This window comes from Chitinophaga eiseniae (assembly GCF_012641265.1).
GTDB lineage: Bacteria > Bacteroidota > Bacteroidia > Chitinophagales > Chitinophagaceae > Chitinophaga > Chitinophaga eiseniae_A.
This window is the reverse complement of the sequence record NZ_JABAHZ010000002.1, coordinates 1,474,272-1,496,916: the sequence shown is the minus strand read 5'-3', so window position 1 is coordinate 1,496,916 and position 22,645 is coordinate 1,474,272. Positions and strand designations below refer to the sequence as shown.

Genomic DNA, 22,645 nt, shown 5'->3' with positions numbered 1-22,645 from the left:
AAATTTTGAATAAAACACTATGGCAGAAGTTATCAGAATGCCCCTTTTGAGTGATACGATGACGGAAGGGGTGATTGCGGAATGGCATAAAAAGGTGGGCGATACAGTAAAGGCAGACGATGTTATAGCTGAAGTGGAAACGGATAAAGCAACGATGGAGGTGATGGGTTATGTAGAAGGAACCCTCCTGTACATTGGTGTAGAGAAAGGGAAGGCAGCTAAAGTTAACGGAATTATTGCTATTGTAGGTAAACCGGGAGAAGACTATAGTTCTCTGCTGGAGGATAAAAAAGAAGCGACTGCTGCTCCTGCGCCGGCTGCCGCGGCACCTGCACCACAGGCTGCTCCCGCTGCTGCTGCACCAGCTGATGATGCTGCGTTGAAAGAAGCACTGAAAAATGCCACTGTTATCCGTATGCCGCTGTTGAGCGATACCATGACAGAAGGTAAAATAGTTGCCTGGAACAAGAAAGTAGGCGATGTAGTAAAAAGTGATGATGTACTGGCAGAAGTGGAAACCGACAAGGCTACCATGGAAGTTATCGGTTATGCCGACGGTACTTTATTATATATTGGTGTTAAAGAAGGGGATGCTGCCAAAGTTAACGGCATTATCGCCATTGTAGGCAAGGCTGGAACCAATGTGGATGCGATCCTGGCGGCTGAAAGTGGCGCTCCGGTTGCCGCTGCTGCTCCCGCTGCCCAGAATGGTACCACCGCGACACCTGCACCACAGGCTGCTCCTGTCGTTGCTGCCAATAATACCGACGGTCGTGTGAAAGCTTCTCCACTGGCTAAAAAGCTGGCAGAGGAAAAAGGTATCGATATCAACCAGGTACCTGGTAGCGGTGATGGTGGCCGTATTGTAAAAAAAGATGTGGATAACTTTGTTCCTGCGGCGAAAGCGGCTCCTGCAGCCCAAGCTACTGCTGCCCCTGCAGCTCCGGCCTTTGTACCTGCCGGCCAGGAAGGTTTCACCGATGTTCCGCTGACCAAAATGCGCCAGGTAATTGCCAGACGCCTCAGCGAGAGCAAGTTCAGCGCTCCTCACTTCTATCTGAAGATAGACGTAAACATGGATAAAGCCATGGACGCGCGTAAAGCGATCAACGAAATTTCCCCTGTTAAGATTTCCTTCAATGACATGGTGATCAAGGCATCTGCCATGGCACTGCGTCAGCATCCGGATGTAAACAGCAGCTGGATGGGTGATTATATCCGTCAGAACCAGCATATTCACATCGGTTCTGCCGTAGCGATTGAAGATGGTCTGATTGTTCCGGTAATCCGCTTTGCTGATCAGAAAACACTGAGCCAGATTGCTACCGAGGCAAAGAGCCTGTACGACAAAGCCAAGAACAAAAAATTACAACCACAGGAATTCAGTGGTAATACTTTCAGCATCTCCAACCTGGGTATGCTGGGTATCGACGAATTCACTGCGATCATCAATCCGCCGGATTCAGCGATCCTGGCAGTAGGTGGTATCAAGGAAACTGCTGTTGTGGAAAAAGGACAGATCAAAACTGCCAATATCATGAAGCTGACCATGAGCTGCGACCACAGAAGTGTGGATGGAGCCGTGGGCGCCCGTTTCCTGGCTACCCTGAAAGGTTTCCTGGAAAACCCGGTAACGATGCTGGTATAATCGAAATAATAAGCTATACAGGAAGGCGGAGCATGTGCTCCGCCTTTTTTATTCCTTCGCCCGTCATTGGCGCGTAAAAATGTTTCAATATCTTTTGAAAGTTCAAAAACATGACATACATTTGGCTTTATAAATTGTCAACCGCTATAAAAACAACACCTTCATGAACTTACCGGAAGCAAAAGCGCAGTTTATTCAAACCTGGGGGTCTTTAGGCGCACAATGGGGCATTAACCGCACCATGGCGCAGATTCACGCGTTATTACTGATTATGCCGGATCCGTTGAGTGCAGACGATATCATGGAGCAACTCAATATTTCCAGGGGTAATACCAATATGAACGTCCGGGAGCTGATTAACTGGGGCCTGGTAGAGCGCATCCTTATTCCCGGTGAAAGGAAGGAGTATTTTGTAGCAGAAAAAGACATCTGGAAAGTGGCCACTTATATTGCCCGCGAAAGAAAGAAACGCGAGCTGGATCCCATCATGAAAGTGCTGCAACAGCTGCAGCAGGCCGAAGGCGACCCCAAAGACAAGGAAATGAAAGCCTTCAAAGACTCTATCTCCAATATTACCAAGTTTGCCCAGCAAACCGATAAAACCATTAGCGCGTTTATCAAATCGGAAGAAAGCTGGTTCTACAGCAGCTTGTTGAAACTCATCAAGTAATTTTTTTTGTGGCAATATTTCAATTTTTTCTGAAAATTCCGAATTAACAAAAAAAATAAAAATGAAACCTTTCATTATTATAAATGGTACTCTTCAGGGCTTACTTTATGCCGTGGGGGTATGCCTGTTTTTCATAGATACCGATCTTTTCCTGCCGGTACTTTATGCGCTCGTTGCCTGGCAGCTATTGAGCGCCGTTATCAGCATTGTGCATGAAAAAAAATGGCCCACCAACTATGTCCTGCACTTTTTCCATTGGGCATTCATTGGCTATAGCTGCTTGTTACTGTTAACAGTGGCGGGCATGAATTGTGACGCATTTCCCGGCTTCTTTTATGCCATTATCTTCTTTATCCTGCTCACCGGCGAAGTACTAGTGCCGTTGTTAATTACCCTGATAACTGTTCTGAACATCCGGAGAATATTTGTGCCGGAGCAACTACCCCTAAAATAAACATCATGGAAAATAAGCGTATTGTTATTGCGGCAGGTACTGGCTTCATTGGTAAAAGCCTGGCCGCCTGTTTTGGAAAACATAATGACATTATTATTCTTACCCGAGGGGTACGCCCGGCAACTGGCCGTATCAGTTATGTGCAATGGGATGCTAAAAACCCTGGCACATGGTGTGAAGCACTGGAAAACGCCGACCTGCTTATTAATCTCACAGGAAAAAGTGTCAACTGCCGGTATAATACCACTAATAAACGCATCATCCTGGAGAGCCGGGTAAATGCTACGCGGGCGCTGGGAGCGGCCATCCGGACACTAAAAAATCCTCCTGCCGTATGGATCAATGCCAGCAGCGCTACCATTTACCGGCACGCGGAGGACCGGCCCATGGATGAATTTAACGGGGAGATAGCGAATGATTTCTCCGTACAGGTATGCAAACAATGGGAACAGGCGTTTAACGATATTACGCTGCCGCATACACGAAAAATCGTTCTTCGTATAGGCATTACCCTGGGCTGGGAAAACGGCGGCGTTATGCAGCCCTATCTCCGGCTGGTAAAATTCGGGCTGGGTGGCTACCAGGGCAGCGGCAGGCAGATGTACACCTGGATCCATATTACCGATGTATGCCGGATGATAGCGTGGCTATACGAAAATGATCATAGTGAGGGCGTGTATAACGGTACGGCGCCTTTTCCTGTTACCAACCGGATATTTATGAAAACATTGCGGGAAGCGGCTTCGCACCCGTTTGGATTACCGGCGCCAGCTCCTTTGCTGAAAATAGGCGCAGCATTGATAGGTACGGAAACGGAATTATTACTCAAAAGCAGGTGGGTGCTACCCAGCCGGGCTTTGCAGGAGGGATTTGTATTTGCTTTTCCAGAGGTAAAATCCGCCTGTGAAGATATCCTGGCCCATTTGCCCCGGAGCGCTTACCACTTGTACTGAAATACGTACATTAGCTGTATGGACACCAACAATGATAAAAAATTTACGGTAGTACTGGGCGCCTCGCCCAACCCGGAAAGATATAGTAACATGGCGGTTAACCGGCTTACTGCCAAGGGGCACCCGGTAGTGGCTATCGGGAACCGCGCTGCCCAGATAGGCGATATCCCGGTTATTACGGCCCACCCGGCGCTGGAACAGGTAGATACAGTTACTTTGTACCTGAATCCTACCATTCAACGGGAATATTATGATTATATCCTGCAGCTGCATCCCCGGCGCATTATTTTTAACCCAGGCGCCGAAAACGCAGAACTGGCGGACATTGCCAGGGAACATCAGATAGAACCTGTGGAAGCGTGTACACTGGTCTTACTAAGTACCGGACAATTTTAATTTCATCTCCCCAATCTTCTTCTTTTTTTAATACCGGCTGTTAGTTAATGCTGACAGCTTTTTCGTATATTCGTATCTACTGCTTTTATCCCCCCAATGAACGCATCCCATATTGTTTGACCCCATTAGCGCATGGCATTACTTCATCAGGCAGGCATTATAAGCATTACCCAAGTTGCATGTTCACCCTTTAACTATACATTTATGCAATGGAGAAGATTTAATGGAGAGGTTATCCACCTTCCGGTCAAGGAAGAAGTAAGGCAAGCCATTGTTCGCGAAACTGCCAAGGGGTTTCGTCTGAAAGTGTGCATTGGTACTGATTCCCAGGTAAAAGGACTGGATACAGAATTCGCTACGGTGATCGTTTTCCTGAGAGAAGGTCACGGCGGATTTATGTTTATCCACAATGAAAAAACAAAGGACCGCTATTCTATCAAAGAACGCATGCTGGTGGAAGTAGCCAAGAGTATTGAAATTGCGTATGAGTTGTGCGACCTGTTTACAGAATATGACGTAGACATGGAAGTACATGCTGATATCAATACCAATCCTCAGTTCAAAAGCAACCTGGCTTTACGGGAAGCAATGGGCTATATCCTGGGTATGGGCTTCGCTTTTAAAGCAAAACCGGAAGCCTTTGCCAGCAGCAGCTGCGCCAATAAGATAGTGAACTAAGGCAGCCTGTTTTTGTACCTCTCTCAAATATGATGAATGACGTGTTACCACGTCAAGTGGCTTTTTCTCCCCCTATCAGCTTACATCCTTCCCCAAAAGCTGTAACATTTCCGCCCCTTTCCACGCTTTACAAACGATCCAATAGTTGCTATCAACCATTATTTATCGTCAATTTCCCTGTATAAAAAATAAATATTACTTCCTCCCCGTACTGCTATGTCTTCTTGCCATAGCCTGCAACAAAAAATCTACGTCGCCGGAAGGCGTGAAAGGAAAATGGTTGCTTATCAAGGCTGAAGGTGGTATATCCGGAGGAGAGCAAAACCACCAGCACTCATATTCACCGATGATATGGTGGATGGTATGACACTGACTTATAAAAGAGAGTAAGCAAATACTCTTTAAAACGCATAAAGGGCTCCGCGTTACAACGCGGGGCCCTTTATGCGTTTTAAAGCACATTTATTAATCTTTCAGCAGCCACATCACGCTATTCACATTATCACTTCCACCGAACTGCCGCTGAACAGCAGCATCCATATTGGCGTTGTTGAAACTCAGCTCGTTGGCCGGATATAACCACCTTACCGGGAACTGGGTGGTAGGGGTATTCAGGTTGGTAGTTGCATTCAGGATAAATACAGGATAACCAGTGCGTCTATGCTCATACCAGGCATTATAATTACTTCCCTGGAGGAAGCCGGCCAGGTATTTTTGCAGGATAATCTGCTGAAGTTGCGTATCCCCACTACCTGTCAGCGCTACGGTTGTTATATAAGTCTGGATATAATTATCATCTATTTTCATGTTATGATGATAATCTTCCAGGTCGGGCGTATAAGCAGCAGTAAATTTCATTGCGCTGGTAATGCCAGCTGCATAGTAGGTTTGTGCCGGGGCAGTGGAAATCCAGCCGCGCAACGCAGCTTCTGCCAGCACAAACTGCAATTCAGCGTAACTGAAAAGACTTACCGGCTCTGCATTCACCAGGTTTACATACCGGTTGTTCAGGTCTGAATAGTCTTTACCCACACGCATGGTTTGCAGCACCGGGAAGGCGTTGGAAGGTTCTGCTCCCACATACGCATCCCAGTCGGTCATCAATTTACCTGCGGCAATTTTTACCGGGGAAGGTTTGGCATAATAGAATAAACGGCGGTCCTTCATGGCTTTCAGCGGATCTATTAACGTAGCAGAAAGCATTGTGTAATTTGATTTTACAAAGGAGTTACCAGAACCGGCGGGTACGTCTGACCAGGGGTAGTTCTGACCTGCGGCCGCTGTATAGGTAAGGGCAAAATTATCGGCGTATGAGCGCATTAACGGCCGGTTGGCCACGATGTCGTTAAACCGCGCTATTACCTTTAAATCCGGATCATTTGTTTTCCTATACAGGTTCATGAGCACATGCAACTGGAAGCTATTAGCGAGCCGGCGCCAGTTGTCGACTTCCCCCGCGTAAATGGGATCGCCGGCAAACTTCTTCCCCTGTGCCAATAAGATATTGGCACTATCCAGTTCATTTAATATGCCCAGGAACACCTCTTTCTGCGTATCATAAGCCGGTTGAATAATATTGGACGATTCGCCCTTCCCTGCCTGGGAATAAGGAATATCCCCTACCTGCATGGTGGTTTGGAAAAACTGCCAGGCCCTGATAAAATGTCCCAGGCCACTGTAGGATTTTCTCAGCCCGTCGTCTTCTGCGTAGGCGAGCATGGGCGGGATATTACGCAGTTGCAGGAGGCGATCGAAATTGGCTCTTCCGAATTTATTGTATTGGAAACTCTCCTGGCCTTCTCCCCAGGTGAGGTATTTGCCCAGCAGATAGGGCTGCATGAATCCCTTGGTGGAACTGATGCTGCTCCGGGTAATGTTCAGGATCATGCCCGTAGCCAGCATGCCCGAAGTTACCTGTGAAGTTTGGTTAGGATCAGTATTGATTTTATCGAATTTGGAACAGCCAGCCAGCAGCGTTATTGCTCCCAGGGGTACTGCTAATATATTTTTCAGTGAATAATTTTTCATGAGCATTGCTTTGACAGTAAAAGATTAGAACCCTACTTTAAAATTGACACCTATCATACGCTGTGAAGGCGAGTTCAGGTTTTCATCATCTACATCGGGATCTGAGAATTTGAATTTGGTAAAGAGGAACAGGTTCTGGGCAATTAAGGATACAGACGCATTCTTAATACCAGTTCTGGCCAGGGTAGCTGCCGGGAAACGGTATCCTACAGACAGCTCACGGATTTTAACGAATGATTTCTTCTGGATGCCTCTGTCTCCTCCCCTGAAATTCTGCGCATAATCCTGGTAAGATACTTTGGTATCGTTTTCTGCATACTGACGGGTATCGCTGGTGATATGGCCGAAGTTGTCGTAGGCAACCGTACCTGACACTACTTTCACGCCTTTACCCACATAATTGGTTAAGCCATTTACTACTTCATCGTAGCGGTATTGGTTATCAGATTCAGGGTTGGTACCGGAGTCCCACATTTTATCGTATACATAGTTGTACATCAGGCCGCCGATACGCCCGTCGATATTGAGTCCTATGGTGAAGTGGCGGATCTGGAAAGTATTGATAAAACCGAAGCTGAATTTTGGATCCGTATAGCCAAACACCTGTTCGTAATCGCTTTCCACCGGCATACCATTGCTATGTATAATGTTGCCATTCGGATCTCTCAGCCAATAGTAATCGGTGAATGCATCCAGGCGGGCGTTTTTATTTACCCATGGCTTTTTAGGAGAATATACATCGTCCAGGTTTACATAATAACGGTGTTGGTTTGACCAGTTAACAGTAGATACCCATTGGAAGGCTTTTTTCTGGATGACTGTACCACTGAGGGTTACCTCTATCCCCTTTCTCACGTATGTTTCACCTGTATTGATGAGGGTGTTGTCGAATCCTGATGAGCTGGAAACAGGGACAAATTTCTGTTGGTTATAATAGTATTTATTAAAGTAGGCTACGTCTACATTCAGGCGTTTCTTAAACAGGTAGGCAGCGGTACCGATTTCCCAGGTACGGAAAGAGCTGGGTAGTATGCTGGCGCCCTGTAATTTGCTGGAATAGCTGGCAGAGTTGGCACCGTTCCAGGCGCCTGTAGTAGTGCTATACAGGCGGTTGATATCATAAATATCGGCAGGCGTTTTAAAGGTAGCCCATGAACCACGTATCTTCCACATATCAGTGAAGGCGGGCATCTTAAATATTTCAGACAACACTACGCTGGAACCAATAGAGGGATAAAAATAGGAGCGGCTTGCTTTTGGCTGGGTAGAGTTCCAGTCGTTACGCCCGGTAGCGTCCAGGAACACAATGTTTCTCCAGCTAATGGCAGCCCGGCCAAATAAGCTGTTTACCTGTTTGCTTTTGTAAGACGGGCTAAACGTTGGTGCTTCTACAGATCCGTTCAGTGAAAAATAGGTAGGTGATACCAGCCCGTTTTTGGTGGTAGCTATTAACCCTTCATTTACAAAGTAGTAGATTGTTCCACCGGCCATACCTTCTACGTTCCAGTCGCCCAGTTTTTTGCTGTAGCTCAATATCGCATCGTTGTTGATACTCCATCCCCATGTATTATTGATGTTGTACAATCCTTTTGCATTCCATCCGCCGCGGGTAGAATAAATGTTGGCAGTAGGGTTGGTTTTTGTTTCTTTATTACTGTATACATCATAGCCGATACGCACCAGGAGGCTGAGATCTGAGTTAAATTTATAATTACCTGTGAGGCTCGCATTCGTGGTATTTTGCTGGATAGCATCGAGTTTCTCGTAGGCAATCAGGTAGGGGTTGTCGTACCAGTTGGTATACATCCAGTTCTGGGTTTTGTTAGGCACCTTCCAGTAGTCCCGGTACTGGCGTATATCGTATTCTGCGCCCGTCCACATGGTGAGCTGGTAAATATATCCCTGGTTGCCATAACCTGAGCCCCAGATTTGTGGCGACATGCGTTTACTTACGCCCATGTGGCCTTCGAGGGTAAATTTTTCTGTGGCCTTCAGTTCACCGCCGAGGGTGAAGTTGTACATATTCATTTTGGCGTTGGGAAACTGGCCTTTGTTGTAGATGTGATTGAGGGAAGCGCGGAAGCTACCGTACTTTCCGCTCTGTGCCACGTTGATGTTGTTGTTGGTGATGAGTCCCAGCTCCATGAAATTCTTCAGGTTGTTTTTACCGATGGCATTCAATGGCCGGTTGTCCTCAAATTGTTTGGTTTGTGGATTCCAGTCCCTCGCGGTATTACCCGCGTCGAGCCGGGGTCCCCATACATAGTCGTTATCAATTTTTCCGTTCTGACCGCGGCCATAAGAGGACTGGGTTTTAGGGATGGCCAGGAAGCCGCTTTGCAACATGGTGGTACTGTTCACATTCACCGTTAACCCGGTACCGGATCCTTTTTTGGTAGTGATCAGGAGTACGCCGCCGGTAGCGCGGGAGCCGTACAATGCAGAGGCAGTGGGGCCTTTGAGTACATCGAGGCTTTCGATATCATCGGCGGGCACATCTCGGAGGGTCATGTTGGCATAGGGCACGCCATCTATTACCAGCAGGGCATCTTCTCCCCTTAGTTCCACCTTTGGTTTGGCGAAGAATTCAGTAGAGTTTTTAATAACGAGGCCGGATACCTGCCCGGTGAGGGAGGTAGCCATATCCACGCCTTTTACAGTTTGGATAGCATCGCCTTTCACTTTTTGTACCGCATATCCCAGGGCTTTCTCCTGGCGTTTGATACCGAGGGCCGTTACTACTACCTGGTCGATGTTGATGGCCTGGTCGTTGAGTACCATGTTCACGGCCTGGGAGCCTCTTACGATATATTCTTTAGGCGTATATCCCATGAGACTAAACACCAGTACATCGCCCTCCTTTACATTGTCGATAGCAAAGCGACCTTCTTTGTCGGTGACGGCTCCTTTACTGCTTCCCTTCACTTGTACTGCTACACCGGGTAAGGCATTGCCGAGCGAATCTCTTACAGTGCCTTTGGTTACCTGTTGCTGTATTACGTCTGCTACATCGGTAGTGATTATTTTGGTATCACCGGCCACTTCTGCTTTCAGGACATATAGTTTACCATTTATTTTTTTGCAGACAAGGCCGAGTGGCGCTATATATTTATTCAGGCTTTCTTCAATATTATCGGCCTGAAAGCTGCTAATGCTCTGCATTACAACGTTTTTATCCCTGAGCAGGGTGGCATTGTAGCTAAAGCGCACATCGAATTTTGCTTCCAGTTCATTGATTACAGTAATCAGTGGCCGGGTTGCCGGGGTGGTGTCGTGGACAGCTGCTTTTGCTATCTGTGCTGTTGACCATTGCAGGCAGCACGACATAGCAGTCACCATTATCAGTGGGTAACTGATTGAACGCATTCTTTTCATAACTAATTTTGGTTGTCTTTTTTAAAAGCTTTTGTTCTTGATGTAAATACTCTTTTGTTGCAAATCGATTTTTAAATTAAAGGACTGTTCAATGGTGAGGATGGCCTGCCGTAGGTTATCTGTGGGCAGATAACCGGTAAATAACAGGTTTTCCTGGATAGCGTTTTCAAATGCTACGTGGTATCCATATTGTTCACCTAATTGATGCATTACCTGCTTCAGTGATTCGTTTTTAAACGCCATCAGGTTGTACTTCCACGAGGTGTGAAACAGTGTATCTACTTTCTCGGCCGAAAGTACCCGGGTGTTGGCATCGAAACTGGCCATTTCGCCGGGTTTCAGTTGCAGGGCTACTGGTTTGTGTGCCTTCGCGGCTTTTACGCTTACACTCCCTGCATTCAATACCACGGCGGTATGGGTTTCTTCCGTATTTACGTTGAAAGCGGTGCCCAGTACTTGTATATCTACTCCATTGGAAGCGTGTACGGTAAATGGATGCGCGGCCTGTTGCTGTACGTTGAAAAAGGCTTCTCCCTGCAGCCATACCTCGCGTTTTCCGGCATAGCCGTGTGTGAAAGCTACTGTTACCCGGCTATGTTGTTTGAGCTGGATGGTAGATCCGTCTTTCAGTTGAATCGTTTGTACGTAGTGTGTATTGTTGACAAAATATTGTTGCTGGTCTCTCCTGTTATAAAAAAACAGTACCAGGGACGCGATACCGATCACGGGCACCAGGGCTGCGGCTATCTTTAATCCACTTCGCTTCCACAGCGGAACAACGGGTGTTGGATCCGTTTGCCGCAGGATGTTGTGCCATACCCTGTCGGCCTCGCTGGCAGGCATCAGCAGTTTATTTCCCGCGTCCGGCAGGTCTTCCACAGCAGGGAATTCTTCTGCTGAAGGGTTGTTTTCCAGCCACGTTAGCAATTGCAAACGCTCTGCTGGCGTACTTTTCCCTTCCACCATTTTTTTAAACAGGGATTTAATACTGTCCTTATGCTCCTCCATTGTTCCTCGTTGACATGCTATTAATACGATTGGGAAATCCCCAAAGACGATCCGGTAAAAAAATTTTTTTTTTAGTGTGGGTAGATGTGACAAAAGATGGCCAGTAATATAGAGATATCGGCATGCTGGTACAGGTAATGCCGTACGAAGCGGGAAGCTTTTACGAGCTGGTCTCTGACGGTGTTGATGGAAATGCCCAGTTGGTCGGCAATTTCCTGGTTGGTGAGTCCCTGTACTTTGCTCATCCTGAAAATCAGCTGGCGTTGGGTGGGCAGGCAGGAAATGGCTTTCATTTTGATGGCCTCGAGCTGGCGGGTGTACAGGAGGTCGTCCATAGCGCCCCCGGTATCTTCCGTATACAGTTGTAAAAAGTGTTCCCGGAAATGCTGGTCATGTACAGCTTTGCGCAGGTAGTCGAATATATAATTGCGGGCGGTAGTAAAAAGGTAGGCTTTCAGCGATAAGCCGGGATCCAGGTGATCGTGTTTTATCCAGATCTTCATAAATACCTCCTGTACGGCATCTGACGCCACTTCTGGCAGTCCGCACAGTTTGAGGGTATAGCTATAAATGGTATCCCGGTATTTTTCATACAATGCCCGGAAGGCTTCCTGATCTCTCTCCAGTATTCCTTTACACAGTATTTCATCTGTAGTATCAGACATGCCAACAAGTATTTGGATAAATAAAGTGTCAATATTAGCAAGACAAGATCAAATATAAATAAATATTGGAGAGAGGGGGAAAATGTATTGTTAGCCTGCAATGGCCCGGAACTGGGCATTTAGTTCATCGATATAGGTAAGGATCGCATCTCTTCCTGTTTTCTTCACCGTGGAGGTGACAAAGTTGGGAGGGAGGAATTGCCAGGTTTCCCTCATTTTCTGGAGGAATGCTTTCACGTTACGGCTTACTTCCGCCTGGGTGCTTTTATCGGCTTTGGTAAACACGAGGCTGAAGGGGATATTCCATTCGCCCAGCTGGTTGATGAAGTCGATATCGATTTTCTGGGGAGCATGGCGGCTGTCTATCAGTACGAAAACGCTGACCAGGTTAGGTCGTTTGCGCAGGTAGTTTTCGATCATTTGCTGCCATTGGCGGCGTTGCGACATACTTCTTTTAGCGAAGCCATAGCCCGGAAGATCCACCAGGTACCATGATTTATTGATGATAAAATGGTTAATCATCTGTGTTTTACCGGGTGTACCGGAAGTTTTGGCTAATTTTTCATTGTTGGCCAATACATTAATCAAAGAAGACTTACCAACATTAGACCGGCCGATGAATGCGTATTCGGGCCAGGTTGGAGTGGGGCATTTTTCCCAATCGGGGCTGCTGATAAGATATTCTGCTGACTTAATAACCATAGTGGTAAATTGCTTTGTTGCATTAAAAATTGCCGGATCTCTGTATTTGTATACTGTCACATGACCACATTTCTTTAACTTTGCGCACTATGTCAGAAAATGCAAATGTTCAGAAGATCGTTCCCTTTGAAGGGTCAAAATTAAGCAAGAAGGAGCAGATAGCGACTATGTTTGATGATATTGCTTATCGCTATGACTTTCTCAACCACTTTATGTCGCTCGGAATCGACATTATCTGGCGGAAGAAGGCGCTTCGCTACCTGAAGGCTATTCAGCCCAAATTGATGCTGGACGTGGCTACCGGTACCGGCGACTTTGCCATTATGGCCGAAAAGCACCTGCATCCGGAAAAAATTGTGGGGATTGATATTTCTGAGGGCATGCTGGCACATGGACGGGAAAAAATAGACAAATTGGGTCTTAGCGACAAAATTACCCTGCAAAGCGGCGACAGTGAGACAATAAGTTTTCCTGACCAGACGTTTGATGCGATAACTGTGGCTTTCGGTGTACGTAATTTTGAGCACCTGGAAAAGGGGTTGTCGGAAATGTACCGTGTATTGAAGCCGGGGGGTAGATTGGTGATCCTGGAATTTTCGAATCCTACAGTTTTTCCCATTAAACAATTATATAATTCGTATTTTCGCTATGTTACTCCCCTGATCGGGAAATGGATAGCCAAGAGCCAGGCGGCTTACAGTTATCTGCCAGAATCTGTGAAAGCGTTTCCGCAGGGTGAAGCAATGCGAACCATATTAACCAATACCCGTTTTCAGGCCGTTACATGCAAAACGCTTACATTCGGCATATGTTCTATCTACTGCGCTACGCGCTGATATTCATCTTCCTGATCGGGATGCTGCCTGCAAAAGCGCAGCAAACCAATCTGAATATGTTGGAACACGATGCAAAACCCTATTACTTTGGCATTACGCTGGCTGCCAACCAGTCGGCTTACAAGCTGGAGCACTCCCCTGCTTTCTTAGCCACCGACTCTATCATGGTAGCTGAACCCATGAAAACAATGGGATTCAACCTGGGGTTGTTGGCCAATGCCAGGCTCAGTGAGCATTTTGACCTGCGCTTTAACCCGCAGCTGATCTTTGCCTCCAAAAACCTGTACTACCGCGAAAGCTATCCCAAGTCACAGGACACCGAAAAGAAGATAGAATCCATCCTGCTGAGCTTTCCATTACAAATTAAGTTTAAATCCGACCGTATCGGCAATATGCGTGTATATACCATTGCCGGCCTTAAATATGACTACGACCTGGCCTCCAATGCCCGTTTACGCCGGGCGGAAGACCTGGTAAAAGTGAAGAAAAGCGACTACGGTTACGAAGTAGGCGCCGGGTTTGAGTTCTACTTCGAAAGCTTCATATTTGCCCCTGAATTTAAAATCAGCAATGGTTTTGGCAATGTACATGTGAAAGACCCTAACCTGCGCTACTCCAACGTAATAGACAAGCTGCAATCCCGCATGATCGTGTTTTCCATACATCTTGAAGGATAATTTTTCTACCTTTGCGGCATGCAAAACTACCTCATCAGGAATATCGCCGTGGTTAACGAAGGACGCACCACGGTACAGGATGTATGGATCAAGAACAGCCGCATTGAAAAAATTGCGCCCAACATCACCGTCAGCGGCCAATACACAGAAATTAACGGAGAAGGAAAACACCTGTTGCCGGGTGTTATAGACGACCAGGTACACTTCCGTGAACCCGGCTTAACACAAAAAGCCACCATTTATACCGAAGCCCGCGCCGCCGTAGCCGGTGGCACCACCAGCTTCATGGAGATGCCCAATACCAAGCCAGCCGCCCTTACACAGGAACTGCTGGAAGATAAATACACCATTGCCCAACAACATTCACTGGCTAACTACTCCTTTTTTATGGGGGCTGCCAATGATAACGTAGAAGAAATCCTGAAAACAAACGCCAAAAAAGACAGCGTTTGCGGGGTCAAAATATTCATGGGATCCTCTACCGGCAATATGCTGGTGGATAACTACCTCACACTGGAAACCGTTTTTTCCAACAGTGAATTGCTGATTGCTACCCACTGCGAAGATGAAAAAATCATCCGTGCCAATATGGAAGCTTTCCAGCGGGAAAAAGGCGACCAGCTCACGGCTGCCGACCACCCGCTGATCCGTAACGTGGAGGCCTGTTTCGAATCATCGCTCGTGGCCATCCAGTTTGCACAGAAACACGATGCCCGCCTGCATATTCTGCATATCTCCACCGCCCGGGAGCTGCAATTATTCGGTAACATGCTGCCCCTGGCCGAAAAGAGGATTACCGCAGAAGTATGTGTACATCACCTCCATTTCACCGCAGATGATTACGCCCAATACGGCAACCTGATCAAATGCAATCCCGCCATCAAAGCACCGGAAAATAAAACCGCGCTCTGGCAGGCACTCCTGGACGACCGGCTGGATATTATTGCCACCGACCACGCCCCGCATACCTGGGAAGAAAAGCAACAGCCCTACCTGCAGGCCCCCTCTGGCGTACCACTGGTACAACACAGCCTGCTGCTCATGCTCGAACACGCCCGGCAGGGAGATATCAGCATAGAAAAAGTGGTGGAGAAAATGAGCCATGCACCTGCCATCTGCTTCCAGGTAAAAGAAAGAGGGTTTTTGAGAGAAGGGTATTTTGCTGACTGCGTTATCGTAGATCTGCAGGGCCAAACCAGCGTTAATAAAGAGAATATCTTCTACAAATGCGCCTGGAGCCCATTTGAAGGACATACCTTCCCGGCTGCGATCACCCATACCTTTGTAAACGGTCACCTGGCTTATGCTAACGGTGTTTTCAACGAAAATATACTGGGTCAACGGCTGGCGTTCAGCCGCTGATAAGAGCGTAAAGCATAAAGCGGAAAGCAAAAAGCTATTGAAGCGAATGATATCAGCGGGTATTAAAACCCATGATTATCCGCTTCAATAGCTTTTTGCTTTCCGCTTTATGCTTTCTGCTTTTCTTTGTTATGGAATTTTTCTATCCTTGCATCTTCCACCGTATATTCACTAAAACGATGCTGCATGCAACTGGACAAAACCTCCTATTACGACCTGTCTATTTTTAATCGCGACGAAGAATTTTCCCTGTTCCACCGGCTCGATTTTACCACTACTTCCGGTGGCCGCGAGTACCTGCGGCAGCTGTTCAGCAACCCACTACAAGACATCCAGTCGATTGAAAACAGGCAAAGGGCACTGCAATACATCCTGGAAAAGGAAAATAGCTGGCCTTCCATTATCTCCAATGGTACCGTAGTAGTGGTGGAAAACTATATGGAAGCCCAGATTGAACCTATTTCCAATACCGAAGGATTGGGATTATATATACAGGCGGTGATCAACAAAACCCTGTATGCACCTGACTTTGGCTTTATCAAATTTTCATTTACCCAACTGGTAAACCTGCTGAAAGGATTCCGTTCCTTCATCAATGTATTCAATGCCGATGATACCCCTAAAATCTTAAAAACCTTGCTGGACAGGGCGCAGCACCTGTTGAGCAAAAAAGATTTTTACGAAATCCTGAAAGCAGATGAAGAAGGTACCCTGAATTTTATCGGCATACTCCGTTATGATAATTATATCCGGAAACGGCATAAAAAAGTGATCCTGGAGCTGGTGACCCTCTACCAGCAACTCGATGCTTTTTACGCCATGGCCAAGGCCATCCGGCACTATAAATTGGAATTCCCCCGTTTTTCGGCCAGCAGCCGCCCGGTGATCAAAGCCAGGCAGCTCTATCACATTATTTTACATGAGCCGGTAGCCTATGATGTGCAGCTGGATGAAGCCTCGCATTTTATGTTCCTGACGGGCGCCAATATGGCTGGTAAAACCACGTTTATCAAGGCTGTAGGGGTAGCTGTGTTCCTGGCGCATATCGGGATGGGCGTTCCGGCGCAGCAGATGGAGCTTAGTTTCTTCCACGGCATCTTCAGCAACATACAGGTACAAGATAATATTTTCAAGGGCGAGAGCTATTTCTACAGCGAAGTACAGCGCATCAAAAATACTATTCTGCAGATCAGCAACGGAAAGAACTGGCTGGTATTAATTGATGAGATGTTTAAAGGCACCAACGTAGAAGATGCCCGGAACTGTTCCCTGGCCGTTATCCGGGGATTATTACAGAGCACGAACTGTCTTTTTATTTTATCCACCCATCTGTACGAAATAGCAGAAGACCTGCAATCGGAGCAGCGTATCCAGTTTAAGTATTTTGAATCTACCGTTATTGATGATGACCTGCATTTTACTTACCAGCTGAAAGATGGTATTGCCAAAGAGAAGATCGGCTACCTGATTCTGAAGAGAGAGAAAGTACTGGAGCTGCTGACGCAAATCCGTTAAGCTTCCGTTGCTGCCAAAGTTGTATATTCGCAATCATTGTTAACCCAATATCCATATGATTGTTAAAACCTTTGGCAGCGCCATTCAGGGAGTGAATGCCATCACCATTACCATAGAGGTAAATGTATCCTCACAGGGAAATAAATTATTTATCGTTGGGCTACCGGATAATGCCGTTAAAGAGAGTGAGCGGCGTATTGAGTCGACCATTCAGTGTATGGGGCTACGTATGCCCCGTACCCGCACGGTAGTGAATATGGCGCCGGCAGATATCCGCAAGGCCGGCGCCGCCTACGATTTGCCCATTGCGGCCGGCATTATGGCCGCTTCGGGGCAGTTACCTGCCGAACAGCTGGACCGGTTCCTGATGATGGGCGAGTTATCGCTCGATGGCACCATCCAGCCTATCAAAGGCGCGTTGCCGATGGCGATACAGGCGCAGCAGGATGGTTTCCAGGGCTGCATACTCCCCCGGCAGAATGCCCGGGAAGCCGCCATGGTACGTGGGCTACAGATATATGGTATTTCGCACATTGCAGAAGCCATACAGCTACTCACCACACCTGGAAGCCTATCGCCGGTATTACCTGAGCAAGATGATTTTTACCGGAGCCAGGATGTTTTCGAGGTAGATTTCTGCGATGTAAAAGGGCAGCAATCTATTAAACGGGCATTGGAAATAGCCGCTGCCGGCGGGCATAATGCTATATTGATAGGCCCTCCGGGCGCCGGCAAAACCATGCTGGCCAAACGATTGCCTACCATTCTTCCGCCGCTGACCTTACAGGAAGCACTCGAAACCACTAAAATCCATTCTGTAGCGGGAAAGCTGCCGGCGCATACGGGGCTTATTATACATCGCCCGTTCCGGTCGCCGCACCATACCATCAGCGATGCAGCGCTGGTAGGCGGGGGCAGCATCCCCCAGCCCGGAGAAATTTCGCTGGCGCATAACGGCGTATTATTCCTGGATGAATTACCGGAGTTTAAGCGCAAAGTGCTGGAAGTGCTGCGGCAGCCCGTGGAAGAAAGAAGGGTAACCATTTCCCGGGCACGTACTGCCATTGATTTCCCCGCCAGCTTTATGCTGATTGCTTCCATGAATCCCTGCCCCTGCGGTTATTTCAATCATCCTGAAAAAGAGTGCAGTTGCGCATCGGGGCAGGTACAGGACTACCTGAATAAGGTATCGGGACCTTTGCTGGATCGTATAGATTTGCATGTAGAAGTAACGCCGGTAAAATTTGCGGACCTGAGTTCCACGCACCGGGCAGAGAAAAGTACGTATATACGTGACCGTGTAATTGCCGCGAGAGCCGTCCAGGCAGCGCGATTTGCCGCTTATGAAGGCGTGTATTGCAATGCCCAGATGCATAGTTCGTTGCTGTCGGATGTATGTGTGATCAGCGAGCAATGCCGGGAGCAGCTGGGGCGGGCTATGCAGCAACTGAAGCTGTCGGCACGGGCTTACGACCGGATACTGAAAGTGAGCAGAACGATTGCCGACCTGGAAGGCAGCAACAGTGTAACGCCGGCGCATATGGCGGAAGCGATACAGTTCAGGAGCCTTGACCGGGAAGGATGGGGTAACTAACGGGGCTAAATATTCAGTTCTTCCTTATAGTTTTCGCTCAGTTTTTTCTGTAATTCAGCCGGTACGGGGGCATATTCTGCGAAGTGTGACCGGAGCTTTGCCTTGCCTTGTGTAACATTGCGCAGGGCGGCAAACAGCTTATCTATTTCGGCCTGTGGCGTACGGGCTTTAATGACCTGGTATCCATTCAGTGTATCCATGCCTGTTATGATGCTGCGATGGCTTTGCAGTTCGCTCATAATATCGCCCATCATTACATCAGGGGCGGTAGCTTCGAGTTCAAATACCGGCTCCAGCAGCTGGGGGGCGGCATGGTGGAAGGCTTCGCGGAAGGCCATCATGCCGGCTATTTTGAAGGAAATATCGTTGCTGTCTACCGGGTGCATTTTACCATCGTATACGCTTACCCGTATATCGCGAACATAGGACCCTGTTAGCGGTCCTTCCTGCATTTTTTCCATGACGCCTTTCAGGATGGAGGGTAGGAAGCGGCTGTCGATGGCGCCTCCTACGATGCAGTTGTTGAATACCAGTTTTCCTCCCCAGGAAAGGGCTATTTCTTCCGTTTCCCGTACGGAATGTTCTTTATAGGGAGGCATTCCTTCGTACCAGGGTTCAATTTTAAGGAATACTTCCCCGAATTGGCCGGCGCCGCCGGATTGTTTTTTATGGCGATAGGAGGCCTGTGCCGGCTTCTGGATGGTTTCGCGGTACGGGATTTTGGCTGCGTGGAAAACTACCGGCATTTTATAAATGTTTTCCAGCCGCCATTTGGTAACGAGCAGGTGCAGTTCGCCCTGACCGTGAAGGATCACCTGTTTCAGTTCCCGGTTGAATTCTACTACCAGGGTGGGGTCTTCCATATGAATTTCGGCCAGCACTTCGCTGAGCTTTTCATCGTCGGCTTTATTCTGCGCCTCGATGGCTACCCGTACCTTAGGCGCTGGGAAGTCGATAGGAACTATCTGGCCCCCGAAACTCTTTTCCGCCAGGGTATGATTGGTCAGGGTATTTTTCATTTTAAGGGTGCAACCAATGTCGCCCGCCTGCAGCCGTTCAATATTGTTGCGGTTTTTACCGTCGGCAATAAAGAGCTGGCTGATACGCTCTGTGGTGTTGCCTTGTTCGTTGATCAGCTCCATACCACTTTTTACTTCTCCCGACATTACCTTAAAATAAGTGAGCCTCCCAATGTGAGGCTCCTGAAGTGTTTTGAATACGAATAAGGCGGTAGGGCGGGCAGGATCGCAGGGAACGGCTTTGCCATCGGTGGTCACCTCGTCGGGCATTTCCATGGCGGAGGGGGCTACATTGTCGATGAAGCCCATCAGGCGGCCACTGCCCATGTTTTTCTTTGCCGACAGGCAAAACAGGGGAAACACCTGGTGGCGGAGCATGCCTATTTTGAGGCCTTTGCGAAGTTCATCTTCATCCAGATTGCCTTTCTCAAAATATTGTTCCATAAGGGTATCATCATTTTCCGCTGCTTTTTCCACCAGTTCGTTGTGCATTTTTTCGGCGCGTTCTTTTTCGCTGTCGGGGATGGGGAGCTTTTCGGGTTTACCTCCATTTTCGGGAAAGCGGTACATGGTCATTTTCAGGAGATCGATAATGGCATTGAAGCCAGGGCCCTGGTTTACCGGGTATTGCATAACGGTAACGGACGATCCAAATGCCTGTACAGCGTCTTCTACGGCTTTATTAAAATTGGCCAGTTCAGCGTCGAGCTGGTTGACCGCGATAATCGTGGGTTTACGGTACTTATCCACATAGTCCCATACCATTTCGGTACCTACTTCCACGCCATATTGGGCATTGAGCAGCAGCACGGCGGTATCGGATACCCGGATGGCGGCAATCACTTCTCCAATGAAGTCTTCCAGGCCAGGGGTATCCATAATGTTGATCTTATAATCTTTCCATTCCGTGTGTAACAGGGTGGCATATACGGAGTTACCGCGTTCATGCTCTATCTCGTGGTAGTCGGAGATAGTATTATTTTCTTCAATACTACCGCGTTTACTGATGATGCCGGCTTCGAATAACATGGTTTCAGCGAGGGTTGTTTTGCCGCTTTTGGGTGCACCTAACAGTACGATGTTTTTGATATGTTTTTCATCATACGCTTTCATATGTGGAGATTTATTCAGGTAAAAAATAACCGCCAATGCCTGTAGAAAAGAACTTACTATTAAGTTAACATTTTTTGACCAAAAACGCACACAACTTTCCGCACATATGTGACAACATGCAGTACCTTTGCAGCTCAGGAAATTGGACATATGAAACTATTATTGCATTATTTAAAGAGATATAAATGGTTGGTCGTATTAGCCATGGCTTTAGCCAGTATTAACCAACTTTTCTCACTGATGGACCCCATGATTTTTGGGTGGATTATCGACAGGTTTGCTTCTCATCCCAAGGTAACCGTAAAGGGAGGAAGTATTTTCAGGCCTGAAAACGACTATTTATGGGGCGTATTACTCCTGGTATCAGCAGCCATTGGCGTAGCCATGGTATCCAGGATTGCCAAAGCATTCCAGGATTATTTTGTGAATGTAATTGTGCAAAAATTTGGTGCGCAGGTATATACCGACGGGTTGAGGCACTCACTCCGGTTGCCGTACCAGCAATTTGAAGACCAGCGCAGCGGGGAAACACTGGCTATTTTGCAAAAAGTACGGATAGACTGCGAAAAGTTTATCACTGCTTTTGTAAACGTGCTCTTTGTATCGCTGATTGGTGTTCTGTTTGTGATGGTGTATGCTACAGCGGTGCACTGGACGCTCCCCTTTGTATACCTCACCGGCTGTATTTTACTGACCGTGTTGATGAGTGTATTGAGCAGGAAAATTAAGGTGATCCAGAAAACCATTGTAAAAGAAACTACCGCACTGGCGGGTTCTACTACTGAATCGCTCCGTAATATAGAGCTGGTAAAGAGTTTGGGACTCACCCAGCAGGAAATCAGGCGTTTAAATTCTACTACCCTGAAAATCCTGATGCTGGAATTAAAAAAAGTGCGGAGTATTCGCAGTATCAGCTTTGTACAGGGTACTTTTGTGAACCTGATGCGTTCCTCCATTTTGTTTTTGCTGTTGTTTTACATTTACCGCGACACCGTAAGTATTGGTCAGCTGATGACCTTGCAGCTTTATTCCTTCTTTATTTTCGGGCCATTACAGGAGTTGGGCAATATCATTCTCAACTACCGGGAGGCGCAGGTATCGCTGCTGAACTTTGAAAGTATTTTAAATACGCCGGTAGAAGAAATGCCTGCCAATCCGATTACCGTGAATGGTATTGATGAACTGCACTTTAAGCAGGTAGGGTTTAAACATCTTACCGCTGCTTCCAAAGCGTTGGATCATGTAAATTTCTCTGTAAAAGTAGGGGAAACCATTGCCTTTGTAGGGCCTTCCGGATCGGGTAAAACCACGCTGGTAAAGCTGTTGGTAGGGTTGTACAAACCTAATGAAGGACATATTTACTACAATGGCATAGATGCCAATGAGGTGGACATGGAAGACCTGCGTCACCAGGTAGGGTTTGTAACCCAGGATACGCAGTTATTTGCCGGCACCATCAAAGAAAACCTGTTATTTGTAAACCCGGGAGCCAGCGATGCGGCAGTGATGGAAGCACTGGACAAGGCTTCCTGTTATTCGTTGCTGGCAAGGGCCGACAAGGGCCTGGAAACAGTGATCGGGGAAGGTGGTATTAAAATTTCCGGTGGAGAGAAACAGCGTTTATCCATTGCCAGGGCGTTGCTGCGCAACCCGCGGCTGATGGTATTTGACGAGGCTACCTCCGCGCTGGATTCCATTACAGAAGAAGAAATTACGACTACGGTGAGGGAGATCACCGCCAGCAAACAACATATAACAGTGATGATTGCGCACCGTTTGAGTACCATCATGCATGCGGACCGCATTTATGTACTGGAAAAAGGCCAGATCGTAGAATCGGGTAAGCATGAGGACCTGGTAGCAGAAAAGGGCCTGTATTACGCCATGTGGAGGCAACAGATCGGCGAACGTAAAACCGCTGCAGTATAACAGTTTAAAATAAATGGTTATTT

At 47.4% G+C, this 22,645-nt stretch carries 18 protein-coding genes; 12 read left to right on the top strand and 6 right to left on the bottom strand.

The features are described 5' to 3' along the window. Positions 1–19 precede the first annotated feature (19 nt). The 6 genes from HGH91_RS13790 (at position 20) to HGH91_RS13765 (ending at position 4,799) form a co-directional block, all read left to right on the top strand. Complete coding sequence (locus HGH91_RS13790) at positions 20–1,648, top strand: pyruvate dehydrogenase complex dihydrolipoamide acetyltransferase (RefSeq protein ID WP_168738979.1); 1,629 nt, start codon at positions 20–22, stop codon at positions 1,646–1,648. A 163-nt stretch (positions 1,649–1,811) separates the two neighbouring features. Then, positions 1,812–2,318: a GbsR/MarR family transcriptional regulator gene (locus tag HGH91_RS13785; RefSeq protein ID WP_145664385.1), complete on the top strand. Its 507-nt coding sequence runs from the start codon at positions 1,812–1,814 to the stop codon at positions 2,316–2,318. A gap of 61 nt (positions 2,319–2,379) precedes the next feature. Then, on the top strand, positions 2,380–2,772 hold the full coding sequence (locus HGH91_RS13780) for a hypothetical protein (protein ID WP_168738978.1): 393 nt from the start codon (positions 2,380–2,382) through the stop codon (positions 2,770–2,772). Between the two features lie 5 nt (positions 2,773–2,777). Next, positions 2,778–3,725, top strand: coding sequence for a TIGR01777 family oxidoreductase (locus HGH91_RS13775; protein WP_168738977.1), 948 nt, complete (start codon positions 2,778–2,780; stop codon positions 3,723–3,725). An 18-nt stretch (positions 3,726–3,743) separates the two neighbouring features. Beyond that, positions 3,744–4,121 (top strand): CoA-binding protein, encoded by a 378-nt coding sequence (locus HGH91_RS13770; protein WP_168738976.1) that lies wholly within the window; start codon positions 3,744–3,746, stop codon positions 4,119–4,121. 204 nt (positions 4,122–4,325) lie between these two features. Continuing rightward, positions 4,326–4,799, top strand: coding sequence for a ribonuclease H-like YkuK family protein (locus HGH91_RS13765; protein ID WP_145664379.1), 474 nt, complete (start codon positions 4,326–4,328; stop codon positions 4,797–4,799). A 465-nt stretch (positions 4,800–5,264) separates the two neighbouring features. On the opposite strand, the gene HGH91_RS13760 is transcribed toward HGH91_RS13765, so the two are convergent. The 5 genes from HGH91_RS13760 to yihA form a co-directional block, all read right to left on the bottom strand. Next, positions 5,265–6,827, bottom strand: coding sequence for a SusD/RagB family nutrient-binding outer membrane lipoprotein (locus HGH91_RS13760; RefSeq protein WP_168738975.1), 1,563 nt, complete (start codon positions 6,825–6,827; stop codon positions 5,265–5,267). Between the two features lie 24 nt (positions 6,828–6,851). After that, the gene (locus tag HGH91_RS13755) at positions 6,852–10,193 is read right to left on the bottom strand and encodes a SusC/RagA family TonB-linked outer membrane protein (protein WP_211092284.1); all 3,342 of its coding nucleotides are present in this window, start codon (positions 10,191–10,193) and stop codon (positions 6,852–6,854) included. A gap of 30 nt (positions 10,194–10,223) precedes the next feature. Beyond that, entirely contained in the window at positions 10,224–11,210 is a 987-nt protein-coding gene (locus HGH91_RS13750) for a FecR family protein (protein ID WP_168738973.1), read from the bottom strand. Between the two features lie 71 nt (positions 11,211–11,281). Beyond that, positions 11,282–11,875 carry an RNA polymerase sigma-70 factor gene (locus HGH91_RS13745; RefSeq protein WP_168738972.1) on the bottom strand — a complete coding sequence of 198 codons (594 nt, stop codon included), beginning with the start codon at positions 11,873–11,875 and terminating at the stop codon, positions 11,282–11,284. A 90-nt stretch (positions 11,876–11,965) separates the two neighbouring features. Further along, positions 11,966–12,577 carry a ribosome biogenesis GTP-binding protein YihA/YsxC gene (yihA, locus tag HGH91_RS13740; protein ID WP_145664360.1) on the bottom strand — a complete coding sequence of 204 codons (612 nt, stop codon included), beginning with the start codon at positions 12,575–12,577 and terminating at the stop codon, positions 11,966–11,968. Positions 12,578–12,666: 89 nt separating this feature from the next. On the opposite strand from yihA, the gene ubiE reads away from it, so the two are divergent. The 5 genes from ubiE to HGH91_RS13715 all read left to right on the top strand — a co-directional run bounded on the left by ubiE (position 12,667) and on the right by HGH91_RS13715 (position 18,561). Continuing rightward, positions 12,667–13,413: a bifunctional demethylmenaquinone methyltransferase/2-methoxy-6-polyprenyl-1,4-benzoquinol methylase UbiE gene (gene ubiE, locus HGH91_RS13735; protein ID WP_168738971.1), complete on the top strand. Its 747-nt coding sequence runs from the start codon at positions 12,667–12,669 to the stop codon at positions 13,411–13,413. Next, a complete protein-coding gene (locus HGH91_RS13730) occupies positions 13,386–14,090 on the top strand; it encodes an outer membrane beta-barrel protein (protein ID WP_247651721.1) in 705 nt (234 codons plus the stop codon). Before ubiE ends, HGH91_RS13730 begins: the two co-directional genes overlap by 28 nt. An 18-nt stretch (positions 14,091–14,108) precedes the next feature. After that, a complete protein-coding gene (locus HGH91_RS13725) occupies positions 14,109–15,452 on the top strand; it encodes a dihydroorotase (protein ID WP_168738970.1) in 1,344 nt (447 codons plus the stop codon). A 186-nt stretch (positions 15,453–15,638) separates the two neighbouring features. Continuing rightward, complete coding sequence (locus tag HGH91_RS13720) at positions 15,639–16,967, top strand: MutS-related protein (protein WP_168738969.1); 1,329 nt, start codon at positions 15,639–15,641, stop codon at positions 16,965–16,967. A 55-nt stretch (positions 16,968–17,022) separates the two neighbouring features. Then, positions 17,023–18,561, top strand: coding sequence for a YifB family Mg chelatase-like AAA ATPase (locus HGH91_RS13715; RefSeq protein WP_168738968.1), 1,539 nt, complete (start codon positions 17,023–17,025; stop codon positions 18,559–18,561). 5 nt (positions 18,562–18,566) lie between these two features. Here the strand turns inward: HGH91_RS13715 and HGH91_RS13710 are convergent, their stop codons facing one another. Continuing rightward, positions 18,567–20,693 carry an elongation factor G gene (locus HGH91_RS13710; protein ID WP_168738967.1) on the bottom strand — a complete coding sequence of 709 codons (2,127 nt, stop codon included), beginning with the start codon at positions 20,691–20,693 and terminating at the stop codon, positions 18,567–18,569. 150 nt (positions 20,694–20,843) lie between these two features. Here HGH91_RS13710 and HGH91_RS13705 point away from each other — a divergent pair, with 150 nt between their 5' ends. Further along, positions 20,844–22,622: an ABC transporter ATP-binding protein gene (locus HGH91_RS13705; protein ID WP_168738966.1), complete on the top strand. Its 1,779-nt coding sequence runs from the start codon at positions 20,844–20,846 to the stop codon at positions 22,620–22,622. Positions 22,623–22,645: the final 23 nt, after the last annotated feature.

What these genes read in the sequence shown, in the direction of transcription:
- HGH91_RS13790 (WP_168738979.1), top strand. Translation starts at nt 20, where the DNA reads ATGGCAGAAGTTATCAGAATGCCCCTTTTGAGTGATACGATGACGGAA.
- HGH91_RS13785 (WP_145664385.1), top strand. Translation starts at nt 1,812, where the DNA reads ATGAACTTACCGGAAGCAAAAGCGCAGTTTATTCAAACCTGGGGGTCT.
- HGH91_RS13780 (WP_168738978.1), top strand. Translation starts at nt 2,380, where the DNA reads ATGAAACCTTTCATTATTATAAATGGTACTCTTCAGGGCTTACTTTAT.
- HGH91_RS13775 (WP_168738977.1), top strand. Translation starts at nt 2,778, where the DNA reads ATGGAAAATAAGCGTATTGTTATTGCGGCAGGTACTGGCTTCATTGGT.
- HGH91_RS13770 (WP_168738976.1), top strand. Translation starts at nt 3,744, where the DNA reads ATGGACACCAACAATGATAAAAAATTTACGGTAGTACTGGGCGCCTCG.
- HGH91_RS13765 (WP_145664379.1), top strand. Translation starts at nt 4,326, where the DNA reads ATGCAATGGAGAAGATTTAATGGAGAGGTTATCCACCTTCCGGTCAAG.
- HGH91_RS13760 (WP_168738975.1), bottom strand. Translation starts at nt 6,827, where the DNA reads ATGAAAAATTATTCACTGAAAAATATATTAGCAGTACCCCTGGGAGCA.
- HGH91_RS13755 (WP_211092284.1), bottom strand. Translation starts at nt 10,193, where the DNA reads ATGCGTTCAATCAGTTACCCACTGATAATGGTGACTGCTATGTCGTGC.
- HGH91_RS13750 (WP_168738973.1), bottom strand. Translation starts at nt 11,210, where the DNA reads ATGGAGGAGCATAAGGACAGTATTAAATCCCTGTTTAAAAAAATGGTG.
- HGH91_RS13745 (WP_168738972.1), bottom strand. Translation starts at nt 11,875, where the DNA reads ATGTCTGATACTACAGATGAAATACTGTGTAAAGGAATACTGGAGAGA.
- yihA (WP_145664360.1), bottom strand. Translation starts at nt 12,577, where the DNA reads ATGGTTATTAAGTCAGCAGAATATCTTATCAGCAGCCCCGATTGGGAA.
- ubiE (WP_168738971.1), top strand. Translation starts at nt 12,667, where the DNA reads ATGTCAGAAAATGCAAATGTTCAGAAGATCGTTCCCTTTGAAGGGTCA.
- HGH91_RS13730 (WP_247651721.1), top strand. Translation starts at nt 13,386, where the DNA reads ATGTTCTATCTACTGCGCTACGCGCTGATATTCATCTTCCTGATCGGG.
- HGH91_RS13725 (WP_168738970.1), top strand. Translation starts at nt 14,109, where the DNA reads ATGCAAAACTACCTCATCAGGAATATCGCCGTGGTTAACGAAGGACGC.
- HGH91_RS13720 (WP_168738969.1), top strand. Translation starts at nt 15,639, where the DNA reads ATGCAACTGGACAAAACCTCCTATTACGACCTGTCTATTTTTAATCGC.
- HGH91_RS13715 (WP_168738968.1), top strand. Translation starts at nt 17,023, where the DNA reads ATGATTGTTAAAACCTTTGGCAGCGCCATTCAGGGAGTGAATGCCATC.
- HGH91_RS13710 (WP_168738967.1), bottom strand. Translation starts at nt 20,693, where the DNA reads ATGAAAGCGTATGATGAAAAACATATCAAAAACATCGTACTGTTAGGT.
- HGH91_RS13705 (WP_168738966.1), top strand. Translation starts at nt 20,844, where the DNA reads ATGAAACTATTATTGCATTATTTAAAGAGATATAAATGGTTGGTCGTA.